Origin of the sequence: Paenibacillus sp. FSL K6-2862, from assembly GCF_038005125.1 — a bacterium.
In the GTDB taxonomy this organism is placed as follows: Bacteria; Bacillota; Bacilli; order Paenibacillales; family Paenibacillaceae; genus Paenibacillus; species Paenibacillus illinoisensis_A.
The window spans coordinates 5,628,764-5,651,472 of sequence record NZ_JBBOSN010000001.1; the positions used below are offsets into that span (position 1 = coordinate 5,628,764).

Here is a 22,709-nt window from a genome sequence, read left to right on the forward strand (position 1 = left end):
AGTACAAATGCGATGTTTTTTCAGTTTTTTCGACATGATATTCGGGTAAGCCTATAGCAATCTGGAATGTTTAACCAATCCTATTTTGAAGGAGATATCATTTATGCTGCGTGAAAGCAATTCCTCTTTGTTCAGAAATTCTCCGCGTTTACCTTGGCGCTCCCTATTTGTCTGGAGTGGAGTAGGCTTTCTGTTTAGTTCTGCTCTAGTCATTGTTCTGGCCATATTAGGTGCATGGCTGGGGACTCATTTTATTATTCAATTAGACGATCGAATTCAACATTGGTTTTATCTCCATTCTGAATCTCGCCTTGCACTTCTGCCTGTCATTACCTTCATTACTGCCATTGGTTCTTTCAAGATCTCGGCATTAGCCGCAGTCTGTGCAGCGGCCCTCTTCTTTATACACCGTAATTCACGATACTCTATTTATGGCTATGTAGTTCTGGGCAGCTTTGCAGTCATGTGGCTGCTTAACATAGGATTGAAGGAAATTTTTCGTCGAAGCCGACCTGAACTTGAACATTTAATGGTGGTTCATGGATATAGCTTCCCCAGCGGTCACGCCATGATTTCTATGGGATTTTACGGCATGTTTTTTGTCATCTGGGCCATTGAACGACAAACGCAGTCCACCTCCATTATGCTGCCTATTGTGTGCGGTGTAGGGTTTATCGGTCTCATCGGAATTAGCCGGATCATGCTCGGCGTGCACTATCCTACAGACGTATTTGCTGGATTCGTTGCGGGACTGGCATGGCTTGTGTGCATGGTTGGTGCAATCAAACGAATGATCTGAAATTCCTTCAAATTCCAGGATGCCCATATCTGCTTCAGTTGTTTCAGCTTGATGCACGACGTTTATATACGAAGTAAGCAAACGCGAACAGACAACATCCTGCATCAAGTGTAAAGGAGGCGGTTGTTATGTGGGGCATTATTCTCAGCATCATCTTGGCAGTTATCATTGGCCTCATCGGAGATGCACTTGCCGGTCACAATATGCCTGGAGGCATCATTGGAGCCATGGTTGCCGGTTTTGTGGGAGCCTGGCTGGGTGCCCTGTTGCTTGGTAATTGGGGACCCGTTATCGGTAATTTTGCCGTGATCCCTGCCATTATTGGTACAGCACTCTTTGTCTTTTTGCTGGGGCTTGCGTCCAGGCTGTTCAGACAGGCTGCCTGATCGGTCAACAAGGTGTTCGTTGTTTCGTAAATGTTTTTTATTATGAAGAAGGAGTGATTAGACATGAATAAAGCAGAAGATCAATATCCTGTACAAAGCGGTTCGACTTTCGCAAAAGGTATTTTCATCGGTGGCTTGCTGGGAGCAGCAGCAGCATTACTCTTCGCCCCTAAACCAGGACGCGAACTTCGCGGCGACCTTTCCGAGAAGGTTGGTATGGTTACCGACCGCACCAAGGAAGTTGCAGCCGTTGTTAGTGACAAGGCTACCGAACTCGCTAAAACTGTTTCTACCAAAACTTCCGATATCGCAAAAACGGTGAACCAAGGCCGTAACGACGTCATGGAATCGGTAAGGAAAGCATCCGCAGATGTAGCGGATGAAGCAACTAAAGCAACCAGCGAAGTTGCTTCTGCTTCCGAGGAAGCAAAGGAAGATGCACGAAAAGAGCTGAATTCGACCAGCCTGTAAGGGCTTGAGCGAATGGTCAATAGCCAGCTGAGTTTCAGCTGGCTATTTTTCATCCATTGTAATAGGAGGAGGACTCACATGAGCAAAGTCACATTAAACGGAAATACCCCCGTTACTGGAAGCAAACCATCGCAGCAGTATGATACGGCAGAGCATCCTTTTGAATTGCGCCATGAAGTCAAAAAACTGAACACACGCCTGGATCAGCTTGCGGACAGTTTGGAAAAGGCACAGATCAAGGATATTATCGAGAATTACACCAGTCCCAAAAAACGGATCATCACCAATTTTACTGCAGGTATGGCGAGAGGACTTGGACTTACCCTCGGGACCTTTGTTGTCCTTGGTCTCTTAGGTCTTATACTCAGTCAATTTGTAAACATGCCGATTGTGGGACAATACATTGCAGATCTGCTTGGATATATTGACGATTACAAGAGCTAGGCTAAGAGCCATCATCCCTTCCGCACGGAATTGCCCCGTTTCCCGGGGTCATCAGCCGGTCGCTGCGTGGGCTTCAACTTCAACAGATCTCCGGTCCAGCCTTTCATCATCATCCATACATACATGCTAGCCATGCTGGCGAGGATGAGTGCGATGACCAATACAACCCCCCATGTCTTGTCTATCAAAGGCAGGTTCTCGAAGTTCATCCCCCAGATTGCACCGGCAGCCGTTGCGGGCGTACAGACCGAAGTAACGATGGTTAATGTCTTCATAATCTCGTTACCACGAACACCGGAAGTCGCATTATCTATAGAAATGAGTGTATCGATTTCTTTTTCATAGTGCTGAAAGAGACGCTCCATCCGCTCGATCCGGTGCTGCAGCTGCTTGAAGAAACGACTGTCCTCTATATCATCGAGATAGGCCTCCCGTGCTGCAGCCATTAATTCAGAATAAGGGATAAACAGGTTGCTCCAATACAAAAGTTCAAACCGCGCTTCAAGAATTTGGTCCATCAATGTACGAGCATTACGTGATTCCATCTTCCGTTCCAGTTCACGCAAATGCATCTCGAACTGATCCATGCCCACATGATAATAATGCAATATGGCCCGGAACAGAACAAACATTCCATCACGGGCAGTGTCACACTGGTGCAGCATGGCCGAGCGTTCTCCCGTATTCATAATACCTCTGGTGTTATCATCCAAATTAATCGTTACCAAACTTTTTTGGTCGACATAGAAAAACATCTGATTATCTTTGCGTGTACTCTCTTTCTCATTTTTGACTGCATATAGAAGTGAACCAAATATAACCGGATCTGTCCCGTTTAGATATCGTACAGACAGGTAATTGGAATGCACCTCCGGGATCTTACGAAGGAAGTATTGCATCTCTGGAAACTCTTCAATAAGTCCCTCCATCACTTCGGCCATATCCTCATCTTCTGGCGCCACCCAGTCCCACCAATCCCACTGCTCCGAAAATGATAATTTGTCGCGCCTGGCTACCAGCTTGACCCGATCCACCATCACAACACCACTCCTGGATTCATAATAAACAGCACATCCATCCAAAAACAAATTTCAAAAAAGGACACGCATGTATTCCAGTGGAATCACGTGTCCTTTTTATGCCGTACTTAACAACATCAGGAATTCACATCTCATAACATTGAAGCATTAGACATGATCTGTTTCAGTTTTTCAGTAGCTCTCTTCTGAATTCGGGAAACGCTCATCTGGGATACACCCAATTTCTGAGCTATCGCCCGTTGAGACTGACCATCCTGGAAGGCCAAAATTAGCACCTTCTGCTCCTGTTCCTTCAACTGTCCCAATGCCTGCTGCAAGTCCATCCGCTTCTCCACCGAATCAAAGTCGTTTACGTCTGCACTGATGAGTTCACCAAGCGTTGCTGCACTTTCATCCTGAGATAGTGGAGAATCCAGTGAGACGTAGTGGTAACATTCCCGACCAGCTAAAACTTCGATGGTTTCCTCTGGGGTCAGGTCAAGGTATTCAGCAATCTCATCCACACTTGGTGAGCGTTCAAACTTCACCGTTAATTCATCAATAGCATGTTGAACAAGTGCACCTTTTTCCTTGATTCGTCGAGGTACCTGAATATACCAGGATTTGTCCCGAAGGTAGTTTTTCATATGACCGATCATGCTTTTCATGGCATAAGGTTCGAACGGAATGCCCAGGTTAATATCGTACTGCTGCAGAAGGCGAATCAGAGCCATCTGGCCAGTCTGATACAGATCTTCGTACAGATCCGGACGATTCCGGGCAATCTTGCCTGCTGCCATCTTCACCATCGGTTCATATTTGCGGATAAGAACTGTTGCAATTTCGTTATCCTTGGTCTGCTGGTACTCCCAGATCAAACCTACGGATTCAGACATGGACTCTGGGGGAGTCACTTTTTCGTTCATACTTTCTCCTCACTTCTTGCAAGACGTTTTACGAGTACGACTTTCGTACCTTTGCCCGTCTCACTTTCCACACTGACATCATCCATCAGGGCTTGCATCAGATAGAATCCAAGTCCACCAATTTGGGCATCTGTCAGCTCAGTGTCATGAAGGCCTGCGCGTGATACTGCCGGGTTGACGTTTTCGAAGCTTGCACCTTCGTCCTTGACTGTAATAGCCAATGTTTCGTTGTCCACTTCAAAAACGACCTCAACCATACCGCCTTCGTGTGAGTAGGCATACAATACAGAGTTGTTACAAGCCTCGGATACAGCAACTTTCATGTCCTCAATGTCCTCATAAGAAAATCCCATTTTGGACGCTACACCATAAAGATTCAATCTTACAATATCCACATAATCAGCTGTCGCCGGTAAGTTAAGGGTGACTCTTTGAACTTCTGCATTCATTCCTTTTTCGATCCTTTCCTATTGGGAATTCTTCTGTGAGACAAAGAATTTGGCAATACCCGTCATATCAAAAAGCTTCTGAATCTGCGCAGGAACTTCTTGTACTTCGAAGCGTGCTTCCATTCCATGTCGAGCCTTCAGAACAGATAACAGGATTCCAATCCCTGTGCTATCAATATACTTCAGGTCCTTCATGTTAATAATCAAATCTTGTTCCTTGTTGTCCACAAGTGGCTCCATGACCAAACGAAATTCAGGAGCTACTGACAAATCCAGTTCGCCAGTAAGATATACCGTGCACACGCCATTTTGTGTTTCGGTCTTTGCATTGAATTTTTCATTTTTATTTGTATTCATTAGACATCTCTCTCCTGATCAATGGTTTCCTTACCTAATAACCCAACTTACGCCCGGGTGAAACAAAATCATAATTAGCAATTATTTCAATTTGCTCGATTCATGGGTGAGGAGGCTGGTTTGAAGCCCTTGCGGTCTTCCTGAAATCGCGACAATTTTTGTTTCACACTGCCCATCTTAACGGGCTTACTGATGTAATCATCCATTCCGACAGCAAGGCAGCGCTGCTGGATGCCCTCCATTACATTGGCAGTCATGGCCAGTACAACAGGCTGCTTTTCCTTCGGAAGACTTTCCCGAATTTTACGTGTACATTCCAATCCGTCCATAACCGGCATTTGCAAATCCATAAATATATAATCATAGCCTGGGTTCTCTAGAACCATATCCAGCGCCTTCTGTCCATCTTCTGCGGTATCTGATGTGAAGCCCAGCTTGCTCAGCATAATCGCCATCAACTTTTGATTAATGGGATGATCATCGACAATCAATACGGAAGGCTGCATTTCATAACGTTCCATATTCTCCGGTTGTTCTTCTCCATTCCCGATGATCAGTTCCGTCTCTACATAGCGCTGTACCTGAATGGTGAAGACAAAGGTAGCTCCACGCTTCTCGCTCGTATCCAGATGAATGCTGCCACCCATCATTTCCACTAACGTCCGGCAAATGGCAAGTCCCAGGCCAGTTCCACCGTACTTGCGTGTCATCGATGTATCCAACTGAGAAAATGGCTGGAATAGGCGATCCACTTTGTCTGAGGATATTCCTATACCTGTATCCTTTACTGCAAATTCCAAGGTCATTCTACCGTCTTTTTCTTCGTTAACAGATACGATCAGGTAGACTCCACCCTGGTCCGTAAACTTGATTGCATTGGCAATCAGATTCATCAGGACCTGACGCAGTCTCGCCATATCGCCGTACACCAAGGCAGGGACGGAATCCTCGAGGAAATAGTCCAGCTCCAGATTCTTTTTACCTGCTTCCATAGCAAACAAGCCCAATACTTCTTTAATACATGTAACGAGTTCAAACGGATGCTCCTCCAGCTCCATTTTCCCGGATTCCATCTTGGTGAAATCAAGAATATCGTTAATAACTGTGACAAGTGCATCCGCGCTCTTTCGCACGATATCGATATATTCCTTCTGCTCATCCTTCAGTTCCGTCTCCATCAGCAAATCGACCATCCCGATAACACCGTTCATCGGTGTACGGATCTCATGACTCATCATCGCCAAAAATTCGGTTTTGGCATTGGCTGCGATTTCCGCTTCCTCTTTTGCCTGAATCAGCTGCTGATTCATTTTCTCGAGTTCCTGCGTTTTCTGATGAAGCAGCATGGTTTGAGTTTTCAGCCGTTTGTTCGTTATGAACATTTCGACAAAGCCCTCAATTTTCGATTTGAGAATTTGGGGGATAAACGGCTTCACCATGTAATCGATGGCACCTGCCGAATATCCGGCAAATAAATGTTCTGCTTCCCTGCTGTTGGCAGAGATAAAGATAATGGGAACGTCTTTTGATTTATCACGCGCTTTAATTAACTTCGCTGTCTCAATTCCGTCCATTCCAGGCATCTGCACATCAAGCACAATGACCGCAAATTCGTCTTTAAGCAAGCATCGAAGTGCCTCTTCTCCAGAAGTTGCCTTGACGAGTTTATACTGTTCCGATTCCAAAACTGCTTCTAGAGCAAGCAGATTCTCGGGGCGGTCATCTACCAATAATATGTGGATTGGTTCATTGAGCCCCATGGCTAACCCTAACCCCCTATTTGATCTTCCGGTATATTTTTTCCGTCCGGTCTAACGGCTCGTAAGCATCGCTGAATTCTGTGAAATGGATCGATTCCTTGGATCCCAGAACAAGAATGCCAAAATGGCTCAAGCTCTCATGAAATAGTCCATGCACATGATTCCTTAGTTCATCATTGAAATAAATCATGACGTTGCGGCAAAAGATAACGTTAAATTCGTTAAATGACCGGTCTGTTGCCAGATTATGCTCTGCAAAAATAATGTTTTTTCGCAGATAAGGATGAAACATAACGGAGTTATACTTCGCTGTATAGTATTCGGAGAAGGCTCTGGTACCCCCTGCCTCCAAATAGTTTGTGGTGTATAATTTCATCTTTTCAATACCGTATACGCCTTCCTTGGCCTGCTGCAGTGAGCGGTCATTCATATCGGTGGCATAGATCCGTGCCTTGTCATACAAACCTTCCTCATGCAGCATAATCGCCATGGAATACACTTCTTCACCCGTGGAGCAGCCTGCGTGCCAAATCCGAATATAAGGATATGTCCTTAACACAGGTATGATCTTTTCACGGAATGTCTTGAAGAGCGCAGGATCACGAAACATTTCGGTCACCGGAATGGACAGATTCTGTACAAATCGTTCGAATGCTGAACGCTCATGCAGAACCTTTTCCTGAAGCCCAGATATCGTTTTAAGACCTTCCGAATGTGCGTAGTGCCAGATTCTTCGTCTCAAAGATGGCAATGCGTAATTTCTAAAGTCATATCCATATAGACGGTGCATACCTTCCAATAACAACTCAATCTCAATCAATTCGCGTTCTTCATCTTGCGGCATGCGGACCGATTGTTCATCAGCCTCGGTAGGTTCCCACGGTGTCATAGATTCTCTCCACTTCTTCATTTGTTACTTGCGTAATCGTTGTATTGTTGTTCATTACCCAAACTATTGGGTTACGAATACAACCACACGCGCATTAATGATAACAATTGATCTGTTTGAATCGGTTTCTTCACATAATCGGATGCACCAGCTTCAATACACTTGCCCCGATCATCTTTCATAGCTTTGGCTGTCAGTGCAATAATTGGTAATTTCTCGAATCTCGGAATCTGCCGAATACGTGTCATTGCCTCGTATCCATCCATTTCCGGCATCATCATATCCATTAACACCAGGTCGATATCCGGATTCTTATCCAAAATCTCAAGAGCTTCCCGCCCGTTCTCAGCAAATGTAACATCCATTCGATAGCCTTCAAGCACACTCGAAAGGGCAAATACATTTCGAATATCATCATCCACGAGCAGTATTTTCTTACCTTCAAACAAGGTTTCCTTGTTATGCAGCTTCTGCAGAATTCTGCGCTTGTCTTCCGGCAGATTGGCTTCTACCCGGTGAAGGAACAAGGTTGTCTCATCCAGCAGACGTTCAGGTGATTTCACGTCTTTGATAATGATGGACTCCGCATATTTGCGCAGCTTCATTTCTTCCTTGCTATCCAGCTCTTTGCCTGTGTAAATGATAATCGGAAGATCATTCAGATATTCATCATCCCTGATCTGGTCAAGCAATTCGAATCCGGTCATGTCCGTCAACATCAGATCCAGCACCATACAATCGTACCGCTGGCTATGGAGCTCGGTTAAAGCCTCGCTGCCTGTAGACACAGCCGTTATGGCAACATCATCATGCCCGATGAGTTCAATAATTGCTTTGCGCTGTATTTCGTCATCTTCCACAATTAGCAAACGTTTCAACTGGTTCTCTGTATAGGATTCGATATGCGAGAAGGCTTTATCCAGCGAATCCTTACTGGATGGTTTTTTCAGGTAGGCAATGGCCCCCATCATCAATCCTTGCTTCATATCATCAATCACGGAAATAACATGAACCGGTATATGGCGTGTTGCCGAGCTGCTCTTCAGTTCGCCCAGAATCGCCCAACCATCCATGACCGGAAGCTGAATGTCGAGAATAATCGCATCCGGCAAATATTGACGAGCCATTTCGAGTCCCTTGTCCCCTTGAGTCGCCACAATCGCCTTAAATCCTCTTCCTCTCGCCATATCCATCAAAATATGGGCGAAATTCACGTCATCCTCAATAATGAGCAGAATTTTGTCACCCTCGATTAGATTTTCCTGATCATCCTCTACATGTACGGATACAGCTGATTCGGTTGCCGGCATTTTCATAAGGGATGTGCTATCAGGGTCAGGAGCAATCACGGTTTGTCTGCTCGAACGCAAAGCTCTGGACTGCCTTGCCGACGAATCATACTCTGCAGATGCGGCAGCCTGGGTAACGCTTTCGTCCTCCGGAGCCGCTTCGTCATGATTGTCTGGAAGGTATAACGTAAACGAGCTGCCCACACCTTCAGATGACTCGACGTGAATCGCACCACCGAGTAAACGTGCCAGTTCACGACTAATGGATAACCCCAGTCCGGTGCCGCCGTATTTGCGACTGGTTGTTCCATCGACTTGCTGGAAGGCTTCAAAGATTAGATCTGTTTTGTCTGAAGGTATTCCAATTCCTGTATCCTTCACGGTAAATCCGATATATTCCTGATTGGTGTTCAGATACCCCGGAAGTTCTTCCGGTTTCATCTTCCGTCCAATAATGCTCACGGATCCCCGGTTGGTAAATTTGAAGGCGTTTGACAGCAAGTTGCGCAAGATTTGCTTCACTCGATGGCTGTCCGTATACACCCATTCAGGGAGATTGCTGTCGAATTCAATATTTAGATCCAATTCTTTTTTGTTCGCCATGGGCCCAAAGTTTTGTTCCACAAAAGCAGTCAGCTCATCCATTCGAACCGTCTCATAATTGATATCCATTTTTCCTGCGTCTACTTTGGAAAGGTCCAAAATTTCATCAATCATTTTAAGTAAGTCTGCACCGGACATGTAGATTGTCTGAGCGTATTCCTGCTGTTTGCTGCTCAGATTACCTTCCTTGTTCTCAGACAATAATTGTGACAGGATCAGTAGACTGTTGAGCGGTGTCCGAAGTTCATGCGACATATTGGCCAGGAATTCGGATTTGTATTTGCTGGTCATCGACAGCTGCATAGCTTGCTGTTCCAGTTGCGTTTTCGTTTTCTCAATTTCGTCATTTTTCTCTTCGACTTCACGAACCTGCTCTTCAAGTGCACGAGTCTTGGCAATCAGCTCGGTATTAAAATGCTCAAGCTCTTCCTGCTGACGCTGCAGCAGTTCTTCGGAGCGTTTCAGGGCTCCTGTCTGTTCTTCCAGATTTTCATTGGAACGACGCAGTTCTTCCTGCTGTGTCTGCAGTTCCTCCGACTGCACCTGAAGTTCCTCTGTGAGGGCCTGGGATTCACGCAGCAGCTCCTCTACGCGCAGACGGCGGCGAACGTTATTGAGAATAACCCCCAGGTTCATGATGAGCTGAGAGAATAACTGTTTATGCAGATCATTAAAACCTTCAAAAGAAGCCAATTCGACAACGCCAATGAGTTCATCTTCAAAAACGACAGGATAAATCATGATGCTGGTCGCACGAGTAGAACCTGAAGCCGAACCAATGTGCACATAATCTTCAGGTGTATTTTCAAGAATAATCGGTTTCATATCAAGAGCCACCTGGCCAATTAACCCTTCACCGACACGGTATACTTCCTTACCAATGGCCTCATTCTCTTCAAAGGCGTATGCCCCATATCGTCTCAATTCATCGGGGTGTTTCTCTTCATCAATCAAGTATGCCACGCCGAGCTGTGCTCCGAGTACCGGAGTAAACTCGCTGATAAACATTTGCGATATCTGACGAATTGAACCAATGCCGCGCAGCAGTTCAGGCACTCTGGCTATGTTGGAGCTCATCCAGTTCTGATCCTGTTGTGCCTGCATATAAGCTTTCTCAATTTCCAGTTTTTCTTCCAGATCAGCAGATACATCTTTGAAAACACTGGCAATTTGCCCGATCTCGTCCGTGGACTTGACCTGAATACGTCTGATGGTACGATATCGACCTTTGCCGAAGCTTGTAATCATCATAGACACCGTATTCAACCCTCGTGTTATGCTTGGAAGTACCCACAGGATCACACCAAGGGCAAGCAGAAGACCAGCAACCATGATGCCTACGGTGATCTGAACAGCACGGTTGAATTCCTCGTTCGCCTGTTTGATTTCCGCATCAATCTCCTGATCCTGAAAACGGGAGAGTGCATTTAAACTATCGACAGCTTCCTGCTGTACAGCGAGCCCTGTTGAATTACGGTAGTTATTGGCATCTTCTAGGCGACCTTGGGATAAGAGGCTCAGCTGTCTTGATGAGTACGTGCCATACGCTTCCCAAGCTTCATCTACACGGTCAACCAATTGATGTTCACCTGCACTATCTGCACGTTCACGTACTTCCTTAAGGTATCCTTCTCCCCGTTCTTCCATTTCCTTGAGTTGTCCATCGACGGCACTAATCGAATTGTTCGGGTTAAGCAACAAGTTAGTCAGCAGTTTGCCTATATCATTGACCTCTCCACGTACAGATGAGGTGTTCCTAACCTTTAGATAACGATCCTGATACATCTGATCGATCTGTTCGTTGGCACTATTCATGCGCTCGTAACTCACAAACGTAAGCACAAGCAAAATGGCCATAAGAGCAGTAAAGCCAATCAGCAGTTTATTCCTGATCTTCATTCAGCTTTCGCCCCTTTATTTAATGTAATCCACACCAAGCATTTATCATCATCTCGCTCTTGGGGAATCTCGTCATCAAAGAACAGTGCCTGCATGTGAGCTTCATTCCATTCATGTGAGCCCTTCAGTTGTTCTTTGAGGAAGTCCAGTTGCTCTTCCTGATCTCCTTGAACGGCCTCAAGCAGACCATCGGTATAAAGTGCAATATGCCCGTCACCCTTATAGTGGATGGTCTGTGGTTCAATATCCATCTTGTCGAACAAACCTACCGGACAACATACAGAATCAAATGTCGTTACACTTCCATCTTCCTGGAAAAACAGTGCCGGCGGATGCCCTGCGTTGACATAATCAATGCGCTTCATTCGGGTATCTATCACCAGGTATATCGCTGTAAAGTAGTACTGTACCAGCTGCTTCTCCAGATGCAGCTGGTTAAAGCGACGGTTTAGCTCCTGAATCACCTTTTCGGGATCTACGTACGTCGTAACCGTATCCTTCAATACCGAAGCAATAAACATGGTAAATAAAGAAGAAGAAATACCGTGCCCCATCATATCCAGCAGCAATACGCCATAGCGGCCTTCACCAAGCGGATACCAGGAGTAGAGATCTCCTGCCAGTTCAAAAGAAGGTTTATAGATGGCATTCACATAGAACAACGGCTCTTCAATTGCCGGACTTAATACTGCATTCTGCACCATAGCAGCCAGCTTAAGCTCATCCTGAATGCGTTGGTCGCGTTCCTTATGCCAGTCCTTCTCCTGCTTCAAACGGAGAGCCAGCCGAATTCGAGCCATCAGCTCCACCTTGTTAATCGGTTTGGTTACATAATCTGACGCTCCCGCATCCAATGCTTCGGCAAGTTTCTTAGAGTCGCCGATTGCTGTAACCATAATAATAGGAATATCCTTAAGATTTTCGAATTTTTGAACAATACCGCAAGCTTCGATCCCATCCATTTCCGGCATCATCATATCTAGCAAAATCAGGTCAATATCCGACGGTCTGGGACGAAATTCGTTATTTTCCTCCCCTATCCCCAATACTTCAAACATTTCCATGGCTGAACTTGCCGTTAAAATGTCACGATAGTTCTCTTTTTTCAGAATTTCTCGAATAATAATGACATTCGTCGGATTGTCGTCAACAATAAGTATTTTCATTTCTATCTCCCTTATCTGTGGCGTTCCGTTCCGGGTTTGTCGATTTTTATCAAGTCATGTAACAACCCAAAAAATACATTTTTCGCGATCAATACAGCGGTAGACATAATATTTCCTACTATAACTATAATCGTAAAAGCAAAAAACTTCTATCAGTAAATGGCACCACCACAGGAAAAAACACCTGCTCGCCGCCCTGTTTTTGCTGCGTTCTGATCCCGCTTCCAAACTCGCAAAAACATAGATAAGGAATGGGGATATCCCCATTCCTTATCTATGTTTTTGAACCTGAAGCTCGTCCTGTTCAGGATGCTTCAGTTACCATTTGAACCAATTAATCCTTCTTCTTGGCAATAACAAGCACTTTGCCTTTATCGAGTTCACTCTCGTAAAAGTCTGCCTCAGCTTCTGTAAAGCCCATGGATACTATTTTGGCCCGGAGTTCATCACCACGTGATCGGAACAAATTCGCCATGGAGTCGAATACGCCTTCTTCCTTGATACCTATTTCCTTGGCATCGGCTGTATCGGCAATTCGATCCGTACGATCCTTCTCGTGGGCCAGAACGAAGATGTGATCAGCAAGGTAACCGGTATTCTGCAGCTCTTTCACCGCTTCTACCGCTTGAACTCCGTTTTCTACCACTTTTGCATAAGCTTGCGCATTGGTTGAATTCATCGTCTCCACTCTCCTCTGATAATCTTCTTTTCGAGCTACTTCTAATATATAACCTTGCCCTATAGGTTTGAAACGCTTCTTTAATAAGAAACCATTTCTCCTCTACTGGAGATGATCCTCAAAAAGATCGATTCCATCAATCTGCTCGGAACCAGGCTTGATATAAACCTTAATGGCCTGATTACCCCGCAGATATACTTCTCCATCTTCAGCCACCACATACGGTTCACCCAAAGCCTTGCGAATGGATTCGACATTCATGTCTATCCACTGCTGGTTGAGTTTCAACCGCTCCTCGGCTCCATCAATGTGGATATACTGGATCTCTCCGGTATCCTCACAGAGTCCAACCTTGACGTCAGCAAACTCATATTCGGGACAACCCAGATATGGATCTGCCTTTTTGTGACGGGGCTGACCCTTCTCAGATATAATATGACCTTTGCTGTCATCCAGGGAAATGCCATTCAGAGTCTGAAAATGCCGAACCGGTCCGGATCGATCAGCAGCCAGAGTAACCTCTGGCACTTGTTCTTCCACTACCGTCCATTGCATATCTTGAGCAGCAGGTACTGCCGCCGGTTGAACGGAAAAGGGAGAAATAACGCTAAACATAACAAGCAGTAGTTTCATCATGATTCTCACCCTTTCATAAGTTCAGTTCATCACCGCTCTGAAAGACATTCAGGATTACACAGCGGTCATGTTATTTACGCATACGTTGCCACACATTAGCCGCCAGATCGATGTACTTCACCCAGTTTTTCCCACCCTTTGCCGTATCATTATATGTAGCCTGATAACTTTGAAGGGTCCGATCCGTAGGTGTTGCAGGCGTTGTCTGTACTTTGGCTACCTCTGCTCGTTTGTTTTGCGGGTCTTGATTGCTGCGTTTGGTTTGAAATTTGGCGATCATCGTCGTGGATACCTGTTTGGCCGCCTCGGTCACCTCATTCAAAACCTCTCCCAGATTTTGTACCGATTCCATTACCGGATCAATTTGTTTCATCTTGTGCTGCACATCTGCCGTAATATCGTTGGCATGTCTTACCGTCTGCTTCACTTCATAACTCAGTTCATCAATCGTTTTCTGAACTTCCTGAAGTGTCTTGGACACGTTGTCCAGTGAGCCCTGAGCCGATTTTAATGTACGAATCAAAAAGAAAACCAATACTGCAAAAGCTACCGCAATCAAGGCAACACTAATTTGATAGATCATAGAAGAACCTCGCTTTCTCATATACATCGTTTTGTTATTGCTATAGTTACCCGACCATTTCAGGCGCGAAACAAAATTAGAACGGACTTTACCATTCCCTGTTTTTGGAAAATTGATGGATGTTTCATTAAAAACCCCCCAGGTTAAAGAACAACTACACACGGCAGCGGAATAAACATCGCTGACCCCATATTCCTAAACGAAAGGATGAATACTCATGTTGAAATGGTCTGTACTATTTCTAGTTATTGCTCTTGTAGCAGGGATTTTCGGATTTTTCGGTATTGTTGAGGCAGCCGCTTCCATTGCTAAAGTCCTCTTCTTCATCTTTGTTGTATTGTTCGTCATCTCCCTGATCACTGGACGCAGCCGAATGCGATGAATCGGGTTGCTTTGGATAACCTCTTCATCAGATTACATACAGAAGCCTAGCGTGCTTGCAAAAGCCGTTAGGCTTTTGTTATGTGTCTGTCGTGTCTGTCCTTTTTGAATCGATTGTCCTAGGGCATAAGGTCCCCCCATCTAATTATTATGTATTACACTCCTTTCTTCTCTATTCCATCCGCACTCCTCTTTAAACCGGATTTTTATCCACAAACAGGACTTTTTTTACATAGCCAGCCCGGTTTTCTCCCACTGTGGTCTGATATTTACAAGCTTCCCATATACCCACAATTGCTCCAGTTGACTCTGGAGAATAAAAGAAAATATTGTTAAAATGTTGATTCACAAGTGAGGTCGCTTGGTTACTTTAAACACAGAACAACAAATTACATACCTAACCCGAGGAGGAAACAACAATGAAAAAAATCGTAAGTTTTGCCGCTGCTTTGACTTTGATGGGTTCAATGGCTGCTGCTGCAGGTGCTGAGGAAGCGGTTACTGGAACAGTAACTCCGGAGACAGGAACCCAGGCAACAAAACCTGTGGAAACAACACCTGCTGTTGAAGTAAACAAACCGGTTGTTGAAACCGTTGAAGGTACAACAGAAACGGTTACTGGCGCAACATATGGCACGGATGATGACAAAATCTTCGACGAGCCTGTTGTAAAACCAGGTGATGAGGTTCTTGTACCTACCATGCTGCTTAATCTTCTGGAGCGCACTTGGTTCTACGATGCACCTAACGGTAAACCAATCGGTGCACTGAGTGCCCAAGTAATCGATACAACTGGTGAAGTTGTAGACGGTTTTGATGGTGGCGAATGGGTTCAAGTATACACTTGGAAAGGCAAAGCGTGGATCCACGTTGCCATTAAATAGTATCGTATAATCGTTCTAAACATAAGTAAAGAGGACAGCGCTCATAGCGACTGTCCTCTTTTTCAAACAAAATATTTAGCTCAGATCACTCAGGTAGGTTCTGCTGTGTCTTCCATTCTCGGCTCAACATGCACGTGAACATGCATAATATTGTGTGAACGCTTCAGCCGTTCCTCCACTTGATCACAGATCCGATGACCTTCAATTAAACTAAGCCCGCCATCCACTTCAATGACTACATCCACAAGCACATGACTCCCATGTACACGTGCCTTGACGTCCTTAATCATCTCTACTCCAGGAACCCGTGCTACAGATGACCTAAGATCCGTTAACTGATCTTGATCGAATCCATCCGTTAAGCGATGCGTGGAATCCCGGAAGATTTCCCAGGCGGTTTTGCAAATCAGAAGTCCTACAGCAATTGCAGCTACCTTGTCCAACCACGGTAAACCAAATTGGGCCCCCACAATGCCGACTGCCGCTCCGATACTCACCCAAGCATCTGACCGATTATCCTTGGCCGCGGCCATGAGCGCCTGATTGTTAATCTGCAGCGCCAAGCGATGATTATAACGGTATACGCCCAGCATAACCACCGCACAGATTACAGCGACGGCAGCAGACCATAAGTTAGGTGCTGCAAAGTCCCCTTCATACCATGAACGTACTGCTTCAACCAAAACCTGTAGTCCAACCATGGCCATAATAAAGGATGCAATTAAAGCAGCAACGGTCTCTGCTCTGAAATGACCATAAGCATGGTCTGAGTCAGGCGGTTTCTGGGAAATCCGAAGTCCAATCAATACGGCAACCGAAGCAACAATATCCGTAAGGTTATTAAAACCATCTGCCAGCAATGCGCTGGAAGCGAATAAATATCCACAGATTAGCTTAAAGGCGGACAAGATCAGATAAGCTGCGATGCTGACCCAAGCCCCCCGCTCCCCTTTACGTATTTCTTCATAAGCGTTCAAACCGGGCGACACTCCTTTTACGTTTCGTATTACGGTTTTTACATGGTACCAAATGCCACCCTTGTGGGTCTATAGAAACAGTGTTGCCAAGTTGCATGGCTGTAGGGAAGCCGAAACAAAGTTGCCAAACCGCATGGCTGTAGGCTTAGAGAAAAAGTGTTGGTCTAGTCAAAAAGTGAAGGATCCCCTCTTATTATCAGGTTGCCCTTGTGGGGCTTTTGCAAAACGTATAAAATAGGTACATCCCGTCCAATTCGGACGGCTTACTGTAAGACCGGGAGGGAAACAATGATGAGCGAAAACACTGAACCAAAAAAAATCAGTTTGCAGGATGCCATACGCCAGAAACTGGCGCAGAAGAAACAACAGGCGAACTCTGGTAACCAATCCAGCGCCTACTTTGAAGGCGGACCAAAAGCGATGAAGAGCCAAAACAATAAAAAGCCTAACAATCAGCGCCGCCGTACAGGTGGATCCTAGAGAAATTTCGGATCTGCTTATACAAGAAAAAGAACCGCAAGCTCCTTTCAACAGGGCTTACGGTTCTTTTTTATTACATTGGGGTTCTGAACCCCAATATTTTATTTTTAAGCTTCAACCGGATACATTTTTTTGCGAAGTTCTTTAATTTCTTCACTTTCCAGATATTCATCATAGCTCATTTGGCGATCAATAAGGCCATTTGGCGTAATTTCGATAATCCGGTTCGCAATGGTTTGGATGAACTGATGGTCATGGGACGTGAACAGCATCGTGCCGTCAAAATCAATCATACCATTGTTCAGGGCAGTAATAGATTCGAGATCCAAGTGGTTTGTTGGCTCATCCAGAATCAGTGCATTCGCACCCGTTTGCATCATTTTTGCCAGCATACAGCGAACTTTCTCTCCTCCGGAGAGTACGCTTGCCTTTTTCAAGGATTCCTCGCCTGAAAAGAGCATACGACCCAAGAATCCGCGAAGATACGTTTCATCCTGATCTTTGGAATACTGACGCAACCAATCCACCAGCGTCATGTCTACACCGTCGAAATATTTGGAGTTGTCTTTCGGGAAATACGCCTGTGATGTTGTTACACCCCAAGTATACTCACCGCTATCCGCTTCCACTTCACCCATAAGGATGTCAAACAACAGCGATTTGGCATTACCATTCGGGCCAACAAATGCGATTTTATCCCCTTTGTTCACCACGAAGCTAATTTCATTCAGCATGTTCACACCATCAATTGTCTTGCTTACACGATCGACAGTCAACAATTGCTTGCCTGCTTCACGCTCAGGTTTGAAGTTGATGAACGGATATTTACGGTTTGATGGACGAAGATCGTCCAGCGTGATTTTGTCGAGCTGTTTCTTACGCGAAGTTGCTTGCTTCGACTTGGATGCATTCGCGGAGAAGCGTTGAATAAAGGCTTGCAGCTCTTTGATCTTCTCTTCTTTTTTCTTGTTCGCATCACGCTGCAACGCGAGCGCCAGTTGGCTGGATTCGTACCAGAAGTCATAGTTACCTACGTACAGCTGGATTTTACCGAAATCGATATCCGCAATGTGCGTACATACCTTGTTCAAGAAGTGACGATCATGGGATACAACAATAACTGTACCTTCATAATCCATCAGGAAGTTCTCGAGCCATTGAATGGATTCAAGATCCAAGTGGTTGGTAGGCTCATCGAGCAGCAGATTGTTTGGAGTACCAAACAATGCCTGTGCCAGCAAGACCCGAACCTTCTCGTTACCGCTCAGCTCTGTCATCTTCTTCTCATGCATATCACGATCGATACCCAGACCGATCAGGAGCGCCGCTGCATCCGGCTCAGCATCCCAGCCATTCAGCTCGGCGAATTCACCTTCAAGCTCACCGGCACGCAGACCATCTTCTTCAGTAAAGTCCGCTTTGGCATACAGTGCATCCTTCTCTTTCATGATGGAGTAAAGACGGCTGTGGCCCATAATTACGGTTTCGAGAACCGGGTACTCATCATATTCAAAGTGGTTTTGCTTCAAAACGGCCATACGTTCGCCCGGGGTGATGTGCACCTCTCCCGAGTTTGCTTCAATTTCACCGGACAAAATTTTCAGGAATGTTGATTTGCCGGCTCCGTTGGCGCCGATCAGGCCATAACAGTTGCCTGGCGTGAATTTGATATTCACATCTTCAAAAAGTGCACGTTTTCCGTAGCGGAGCGTGATGCCGCTTGTACTAATCATTAAGCATACCATCCTTTATTTTAATAATCTGCTACTGCATTCATAGCAATCATGGATTCAATATCCCGTAGCCTATTCTGGCACCATATTATAACACAAAAAAACGGCAAATTCGAAAATTAGCCGCTTTTTACTCGTTAAAGTTTTGGTAATTGTGCATTTGCTGCGGATATACCCCTACCTTAGCATATTTTTGCCCGCTTTTGTTAGCTCTTTCTATGATCCTCATGACGAATACGCAGGGTCTCACCGTGTCCGAGCACCCGGATTCGTTCTTTGTGGATTCCGAGTCGTTCACGTTCGACTTCCAGCCGATCCAGCGCTTCCTTAGGCGTATCATCCGCGAGTTTAAACGTACCATAATGCATCGGAACCATAAGCTGTGAGCCGGACTCCACGAATCCTTGCAGCGCTTCTTCCGGCGTGACGTGCTGGGATGTCATAAACCATTCGGGTTCATAGGCACCAATCGGCATTAACGTAACACCGATGTCAAAGCGCTCTCCAATCGTTTTAAAGCCCTGAAAGTATCCTGTATCCCCAACAAAATACAAAACAGGCGGTCCCTCTGATTGCTGCGATGTCTGCGTTCTTGATTCTGAGGACGGTTCGTTCTGTTCACTTGCAGCCGCACTCTCCTCGGCCGAAGTTGTCAGTGCATGATGCTGCTCCAATACATATCCGCCCCAGTGGGATGTATTCGTATCAAATAACGTCCGGCGGGTCCAGTGCTGTGCAGGGACAAAGGTGATTTTGACGCCGCCGAGCACGATATGCTCCCACCACTTCATCTCATGGCAACGATGGAAGCCCTTGCGCACCATTTTTCGTTTAAGCCCATCCGGTACAATCAGCAAGGTTTTGGCGGTAACCAATTTCCGCAATGAAGCGAGATGCAAATGATCATAGTGAGAATGGGATATCAGGATGACATCCAGCGGTGGAATATCTTGAATCGGAATACCGGGGGCACCCAGTCTCCGTTGAAATCCCATTTTTTCGGCCCACACGGGGTCAGTCACGATGTTCAGTCCATAATATTGAATAAAAAAAGTGGAGTGACCGATCCAGGTAATCGTTGTCTCATCCCGGTTGGCATGCAGGTAATCCAGCTCAGGCGGGTGTTTGGGCACGGTATACGAATAATCCTTCACCTTGCTCCGCCGCTGCTCCCTCCACTGCTTGAATTCCTTTAACGTTTTGTCCGTACTTACATTATCAATGTTGTTATAACGGATTTTCGGCATGAAAGGGCCCTCCTCCCTTCCTAATATCTTAACCCAACCTAAGCCTTTTTGAAAAAAGAGAGGCGGATTAATCTTTTGGGTTTTTGCATACTGCCAGATACACGAACAGAAACGCAATCGCAGCAACAATAATGAGCGGCGGTGCATACATGATCGTGAATTCTTCAAAGAAGCTCAAACCCGTTATGCCCGGAATGCCTGTTGCCCCTTCCAGATTCATGAGGTTCATCCTTTCTTTTTACCCGATTGGCCACGGACGTAATTCGCATCAAACAGGAACAGCTTCATGATGAGGATTAGCGACGGAATCAGTACCAGCAGACCGAGACTGAATGCCGTGATGAGTGCGATCCCCATCGTCCGGTTGGTAAAGCTGTCATAGATGTTGATGTACGGATACAGGATATAAGGCAGATGCGACCTGCCGTATCCATACCAGGCGAAGGCGAACTGAAGCATCACGGCGATAAAGCACCACCCGAGGTACTTTCGCTTCCACACAAGAGAGACCGCAATAACAAAACAAATAAATGATGCGATAAACATCCACGAAATATTGACCATTTGCTCAAAGTGCAAGGGATTCTGTTTGTTAATCTGCAGGAACGCCAGGAAGCTGGCAAAAATCGTTGGCAAGCTCCACAGCAGCGCATATTCCCTCAGCACCTCAAATGCTGCCTCATCTTCAGCTCTCTTGGCATAATAGGACAGAAACATCGCCGAAATATAAAGCACACTTACGAGCGCAAGCAGTACAACCGACCAGGTATATGGATTCGTCAGGAACTCACCCCAGCGAAAAAACACCTGCTCACCAACCTGCTCAATAATTCCACCCTCTGAAATGGCCAAAATCGTAGAAAAGACAGCCGGGATCAACAATCCCGTCGCACCATATAAAGCCATGTAGATGCGACTGTTTTTACCATGATTGCCATAGGTATTGTACGCGTAGTAGACCCCCCGAATCGCTAGCAGCACAATGGCCAGGGAGCCGGGAACCAGAAGAGCTGTTCCATAATAAAAGGCACTATCCGGATAGAACCCTACCAAACCAACGACGAAAAAAATCAGAAACACATTCGTCACTTCCCACACCGGTGACAGGTAGCGCTGAATAATGTTATGGATTTTGTTCTCATGCCCTGTGAGCAAGCTATAAAAACTGAAAAATCCCGCTCCAAAATCAATGGAAGCCACGATCAAATAACCAAACAAAAATGTCCATAATATCGCAATGCCAGCAATTTCGAAGCTCAATGGACAATCCCTCCCTCAAGTCCAAGCGACTCCAGCTCTTTCTCAGCTTCCTTATTGCGGAACAGCTTGCTGAGCACCCGAATGCAAGAAAAACAAAGGACCAGATATAACAGGATGAACAGAACCAACATCCACCCTACCGAGGTCGAGGTAGTAGCCGCCTCAGACACTTTCATGTATCCCCGCAGAATCCATGGCTGCCTGCCGACTTCGGCAAACATCCAGCCCAGCTCAATCGCAACCATGGCTAGCGGACCGAGGAAAACAATGCCGAGCAGGAGCCATTTCGGATACGGCTTTCGTCCCGGAAGCCATCGGCGGAATACATACAGAACAGGAATCAGCAGGATGATCACCCCTGTCGTTACTTTCAGGTCAAACATGTAATGAATGGACAACGGCGGCCGCAGATCAGCAGGATACTCTTCCAGTCCCTTCACTTCGGTGTCCAGCCGATTTCCCGCGAGAATACTGAGCGCATACGGAATTTCAATCGCATATTTCACCTCATTATTCTCGTCGAGTATTCCGCCATAGACGAGCGGGGCCTCCTTCATGGTCTTGAAGTGCCATTCTGCCGCAGCCAGCTTCTCCGGCTGGTATTTGGCCAGAAACTTGCCCGAGGAGTCGCCGAGCATGACTGTACTAACCGCAAACACTAGGGCACATACCGTGGTGAGCTTAAGTGCCTTTTTGTAATAAACATGGTCACGCCCACGCAGCAGACTGAACGCAGCAATACCTGCAAGAACACCGGCACTGAGCGTATATGAGGATCCCAGCACATGAGAAACCTTGGTTGGCGTAGCAGGGTTCAACATGGCTGCAATCGGATGAATGTCCTTCATGATGCCGTTAATCAAGGTAAATCCTTGAGGCTGATTCATGAAGGAGTTCACAGTTGTAATGAATATTGCCGAAGCGGATGATCCCAGTGCTACCGGAATGAGCAGCAGCATGTGTGTGTATTTCTTCTTGAACCGATCCCAGGTATACAGGTAAATTCCCAGAAAGATTGCTTCCACGAAAAAGGCGAACGTCTCCATAAACAGCGGCAGGGCAATCGCCTGGCCCGCGACCCGCATAAACATTGGCCACAGCAGGCTAAGCTGCAGACCGATGGAAGTTCCGGTGACGACACCTACAGCCACGGTGATGACAAATCCCCGTGCCCATCTGCGTGCCAGCAAAGTGTAATGGATATCGTTCGTTCGCAGCCCCCGCCATTCGGCCAGCGCAATCATTAGCGGAACGCCTACGCCGATGGAGGCAAATATAATATGTACAGCCAGGGTCAGACCGGTCAGAATCCGGCTGAGCAGAACAGGGTCCAGCGATGACATGGGTGACACTCCTCTTCATCATGATTTACAGCTTCATGTATCTGCTTGT

Annotated in this window: 24 protein-coding genes; 7 read left to right on the plus strand and 17 right to left on the minus strand. The window is 46.0% G+C overall.

Translation table 11 applies throughout. The features are described from left to right. Positions 1–103 precede the first annotated feature (103 nt). From MHB82_RS25510 to MHB82_RS25525, 4 genes are all read left to right on the plus strand, one after another. Positions 104–799 (plus strand): phosphatase PAP2 family protein, encoded by a 696-nt coding sequence (locus MHB82_RS25510; protein WP_341176155.1) that lies wholly within the window; start codon positions 104–106, stop codon positions 797–799. A 128-nt stretch (positions 800–927) separates the two neighbouring features. Next, positions 928–1,185: a GlsB/YeaQ/YmgE family stress response membrane protein gene (locus tag MHB82_RS25515; protein ID WP_095361790.1), complete on the plus strand. Its 258-nt coding sequence runs from the start codon at positions 928–930 to the stop codon at positions 1,183–1,185. Between the two features lie 63 nt (positions 1,186–1,248). After that, positions 1,249–1,656, plus strand: coding sequence for a YtxH domain-containing protein (locus MHB82_RS25520; RefSeq protein ID WP_095361789.1), 408 nt, complete (start codon positions 1,249–1,251; stop codon positions 1,654–1,656). Between the two features lie 78 nt (positions 1,657–1,734). Continuing rightward, positions 1,735–2,100 (plus strand): DUF5665 domain-containing protein, encoded by a 366-nt coding sequence (locus MHB82_RS25525; protein WP_095361788.1) that lies wholly within the window; start codon positions 1,735–1,737, stop codon positions 2,098–2,100. Positions 2,101–2,111: 11 nt separating this feature from the next. Here the strand turns inward: MHB82_RS25525 and MHB82_RS25530 are convergent, their stop codons facing one another. The 11 genes from MHB82_RS25530 to MHB82_RS25580 form a co-directional block, all read right to left on the minus strand. Beyond that, on the minus strand, positions 2,112–3,137 hold the full coding sequence (locus MHB82_RS25530) for a magnesium transporter CorA family protein (protein ID WP_341176697.1): 1,026 nt from the start codon (positions 3,135–3,137) through the stop codon (positions 2,112–2,114). A gap of 134 nt (positions 3,138–3,271) precedes the next feature. After that, positions 3,272–4,045 (minus strand): sigma-70 family RNA polymerase sigma factor, encoded by a 774-nt coding sequence (locus tag MHB82_RS25535; RefSeq protein WP_095292462.1) that lies wholly within the window; start codon positions 4,043–4,045, stop codon positions 3,272–3,274. Then, positions 4,042–4,494 (minus strand): anti-sigma B factor RsbW, encoded by a 453-nt coding sequence (rsbW, locus tag MHB82_RS25540; RefSeq protein WP_095361786.1) that lies wholly within the window; start codon positions 4,492–4,494, stop codon positions 4,042–4,044. The genes MHB82_RS25535 and rsbW overlap by 4 nt, the downstream gene beginning before the upstream one ends. A gap of 18 nt (positions 4,495–4,512) precedes the next feature. Next, positions 4,513–4,851, minus strand: coding sequence for an STAS domain-containing protein (locus MHB82_RS25545; protein WP_095361785.1), 339 nt, complete (start codon positions 4,849–4,851; stop codon positions 4,513–4,515). 86 nt (positions 4,852–4,937) lie between these two features. Beyond that, positions 4,938–6,611, minus strand: a complete 1,674-nt coding sequence (locus tag MHB82_RS25550) for a response regulator (RefSeq protein ID WP_095361784.1) — start codon at positions 6,609–6,611, stop codon at positions 4,938–4,940. 16 nt (positions 6,612–6,627) lie between these two features. Continuing rightward, the gene (locus tag MHB82_RS25555; RefSeq protein ID WP_095361783.1) at positions 6,628–7,500 is read right to left on the minus strand and encodes a CheR family methyltransferase; all 873 of its coding nucleotides are present in this window, start codon (positions 7,498–7,500) and stop codon (positions 6,628–6,630) included. 71 nt (positions 7,501–7,571) lie between these two features. Further along, positions 7,572–11,291, minus strand: coding sequence for a response regulator (locus MHB82_RS25560; protein WP_341176156.1), 3,720 nt, complete (start codon positions 11,289–11,291; stop codon positions 7,572–7,574). Next, on the minus strand, positions 11,288–12,457 hold the full coding sequence (locus MHB82_RS25565) for a PP2C family protein-serine/threonine phosphatase (protein WP_341176157.1): 1,170 nt from the start codon (positions 12,455–12,457) through the stop codon (positions 11,288–11,290). The genes MHB82_RS25560 and MHB82_RS25565 overlap by 4 nt, the downstream gene beginning before the upstream one ends. Positions 12,458–12,791: 334 nt before the next feature. Then, on the minus strand, positions 12,792–13,136 hold the full coding sequence (locus MHB82_RS25570) for a general stress protein (protein WP_095292442.1): 345 nt from the start codon (positions 13,134–13,136) through the stop codon (positions 12,792–12,794). Between the two features lie 102 nt (positions 13,137–13,238). Then, complete coding sequence (locus MHB82_RS25575; protein ID WP_341176158.1) at positions 13,239–13,772, minus strand: hypothetical protein; 534 nt, start codon at positions 13,770–13,772, stop codon at positions 13,239–13,241. A 70-nt stretch (positions 13,773–13,842) separates the two neighbouring features. Beyond that, entirely contained in the window at positions 13,843–14,355 is a 513-nt protein-coding gene (locus tag MHB82_RS25580) for a DUF948 domain-containing protein (protein WP_341176159.1), read from the minus strand. A 217-nt stretch (positions 14,356–14,572) separates the two neighbouring features. Between MHB82_RS25580 and MHB82_RS25585 the strand changes: the two genes are divergently transcribed. Continuing rightward, positions 14,573–14,737 (plus strand): DUF1328 domain-containing protein, encoded by a 165-nt coding sequence (locus tag MHB82_RS25585; RefSeq protein ID WP_082704249.1) that lies wholly within the window; start codon positions 14,573–14,575, stop codon positions 14,735–14,737. A 418-nt stretch (positions 14,738–15,155) separates the two neighbouring features. Then, on the plus strand, positions 15,156–15,620 hold the full coding sequence (locus MHB82_RS25590) for a hypothetical protein (protein ID WP_095361778.1): 465 nt from the start codon (positions 15,156–15,158) through the stop codon (positions 15,618–15,620). Between the two features lie 89 nt (positions 15,621–15,709). Here MHB82_RS25590 and MHB82_RS25595 read toward each other — a convergent pair whose 3' ends face one another. Beyond that, positions 15,710–16,597, minus strand: a complete 888-nt coding sequence (locus tag MHB82_RS25595; protein WP_095361777.1) for a cation diffusion facilitator family transporter — start codon at positions 16,595–16,597, stop codon at positions 15,710–15,712. Positions 16,598–16,888: 291 nt separating this feature from the next. Between MHB82_RS25595 and MHB82_RS25600 the strand changes: the two genes are divergently transcribed. Continuing rightward, positions 16,889–17,077, plus strand: a complete 189-nt coding sequence (locus tag MHB82_RS25600) for a hypothetical protein (protein ID WP_095292429.1) — start codon at positions 16,889–16,891, stop codon at positions 17,075–17,077. Positions 17,078–17,184: 107 nt separating this feature from the next. On the opposite strand, the gene MHB82_RS25605 is transcribed toward MHB82_RS25600, so the two are convergent. The 5 genes from MHB82_RS25605 to MHB82_RS25625 all read right to left on the minus strand — a co-directional run bounded on the left by MHB82_RS25605 (position 17,185) and on the right by MHB82_RS25625 (position 22,660). Beyond that, positions 17,185–18,810, minus strand: coding sequence for an ABC-F family ATP-binding cassette domain-containing protein (locus MHB82_RS25605; RefSeq protein WP_095361776.1), 1,626 nt, complete (start codon positions 18,808–18,810; stop codon positions 17,185–17,187). Between the two features lie 206 nt (positions 18,811–19,016). Further along, positions 19,017–20,057 carry an MBL fold metallo-hydrolase gene (locus tag MHB82_RS25610; protein ID WP_095361775.1) on the minus strand — a complete coding sequence of 347 codons (1,041 nt, stop codon included), beginning with the start codon at positions 20,055–20,057 and terminating at the stop codon, positions 19,017–19,019. A gap of 67 nt (positions 20,058–20,124) precedes the next feature. Then, positions 20,125–20,277, minus strand: coding sequence for a cytochrome bd oxidase small subunit CydS (gene cydS / locus MHB82_RS25615; protein WP_170948273.1), 153 nt, complete (start codon positions 20,275–20,277; stop codon positions 20,125–20,127). Positions 20,278–20,282: 5 nt separating this feature from the next. Continuing rightward, positions 20,283–21,317, minus strand: a complete 1,035-nt coding sequence (locus MHB82_RS25620) for a cytochrome d ubiquinol oxidase subunit II (protein ID WP_341176160.1) — start codon at positions 21,315–21,317, stop codon at positions 20,283–20,285. Next, on the minus strand, positions 21,314–22,660 hold the full coding sequence (locus MHB82_RS25625) for a cytochrome ubiquinol oxidase subunit I (RefSeq protein ID WP_095361773.1): 1,347 nt from the start codon (positions 22,658–22,660) through the stop codon (positions 21,314–21,316). Before MHB82_RS25625 ends, MHB82_RS25620 begins: the two co-directional genes overlap by 4 nt. Positions 22,661–22,709 lie beyond the last annotated feature (49 nt).

Excerpts from the sequence above, each read along its gene's own strand:
- MHB82_RS25510 (WP_341176155.1), top strand. The coding sequence starts at position 104 with ATGCTGCGTGAAAGCAATTCCTCTTTGTTCAGAAATTCTCCGCGTTTA.
- MHB82_RS25515 (WP_095361790.1), top strand. The coding sequence starts at position 928 with ATGTGGGGCATTATTCTCAGCATCATCTTGGCAGTTATCATTGGCCTC.
- MHB82_RS25520 (WP_095361789.1), top strand. The coding sequence starts at position 1,249 with ATGAATAAAGCAGAAGATCAATATCCTGTACAAAGCGGTTCGACTTTC.
- MHB82_RS25525 (WP_095361788.1), top strand. The coding sequence starts at position 1,735 with ATGAGCAAAGTCACATTAAACGGAAATACCCCCGTTACTGGAAGCAAA.
- MHB82_RS25530 (WP_341176697.1), bottom strand. The coding sequence starts at position 3,137 with ATGGTGGATCGGGTCAAGCTGGTAGCCAGGCGCGACAAATTATCATTT.
- MHB82_RS25535 (WP_095292462.1), bottom strand. The coding sequence starts at position 4,045 with ATGAACGAAAAAGTGACTCCCCCAGAGTCCATGTCTGAATCCGTAGGT.
- rsbW (WP_095361786.1), bottom strand. The coding sequence starts at position 4,494 with ATGAATGCAGAAGTTCAAAGAGTCACCCTTAACTTACCGGCGACAGCT.
- MHB82_RS25545 (WP_095361785.1), bottom strand. The coding sequence starts at position 4,851 with ATGAATACAAATAAAAATGAAAAATTCAATGCAAAGACCGAAACACAA.
- MHB82_RS25550 (WP_095361784.1), bottom strand. The coding sequence starts at position 6,611 with ATGGGGCTCAATGAACCAATCCACATATTATTGGTAGATGACCGCCCC.
- MHB82_RS25555 (WP_095361783.1), bottom strand. The coding sequence starts at position 7,500 with ATGACACCGTGGGAACCTACCGAGGCTGATGAACAATCGGTCCGCATG.
- MHB82_RS25560 (WP_341176156.1), bottom strand. The coding sequence starts at position 11,291 with ATGAAGATCAGGAATAAACTGCTGATTGGCTTTACTGCTCTTATGGCC.
- MHB82_RS25565 (WP_341176157.1), bottom strand. The coding sequence starts at position 12,457 with ATGAAAATACTTATTGTTGACGACAATCCGACGAATGTCATTATTATT.
- MHB82_RS25570 (WP_095292442.1), bottom strand. The coding sequence starts at position 13,136 with ATGAATTCAACCAATGCGCAAGCTTATGCAAAAGTGGTAGAAAACGGA.
- MHB82_RS25575 (WP_341176158.1), bottom strand. The coding sequence starts at position 13,772 with ATGATGAAACTACTGCTTGTTATGTTTAGCGTTATTTCTCCCTTTTCC.
- MHB82_RS25580 (WP_341176159.1), bottom strand. The coding sequence starts at position 14,355 with ATGATCTATCAAATTAGTGTTGCCTTGATTGCGGTAGCTTTTGCAGTA.
- MHB82_RS25585 (WP_082704249.1), top strand. The coding sequence starts at position 14,573 with ATGTTGAAATGGTCTGTACTATTTCTAGTTATTGCTCTTGTAGCAGGG.
- MHB82_RS25590 (WP_095361778.1), top strand. The coding sequence starts at position 15,156 with ATGAAAAAAATCGTAAGTTTTGCCGCTGCTTTGACTTTGATGGGTTCA.
- MHB82_RS25600 (WP_095292429.1), top strand. The coding sequence starts at position 16,889 with ATGAGCGAAAACACTGAACCAAAAAAAATCAGTTTGCAGGATGCCATA.
- MHB82_RS25605 (WP_095361776.1), bottom strand. The coding sequence starts at position 18,810 with ATGATTAGTACAAGCGGCATCACGCTCCGCTACGGAAAACGTGCACTT.
- MHB82_RS25610 (WP_095361775.1), bottom strand. The coding sequence starts at position 20,057 with ATGCCGAAAATCCGTTATAACAACATTGATAATGTAAGTACGGACAAA.
- cydS (WP_170948273.1), bottom strand. The coding sequence starts at position 20,277 with ATGAATCTGGAAGGGGCAACAGGCATTCCGGGCATAACGGGTTTGAGC.
- MHB82_RS25625 (WP_095361773.1), bottom strand. The coding sequence starts at position 22,660 with ATGTCATCGCTGGACCCTGTTCTGCTCAGCCGGATTCTGACCGGTCTG.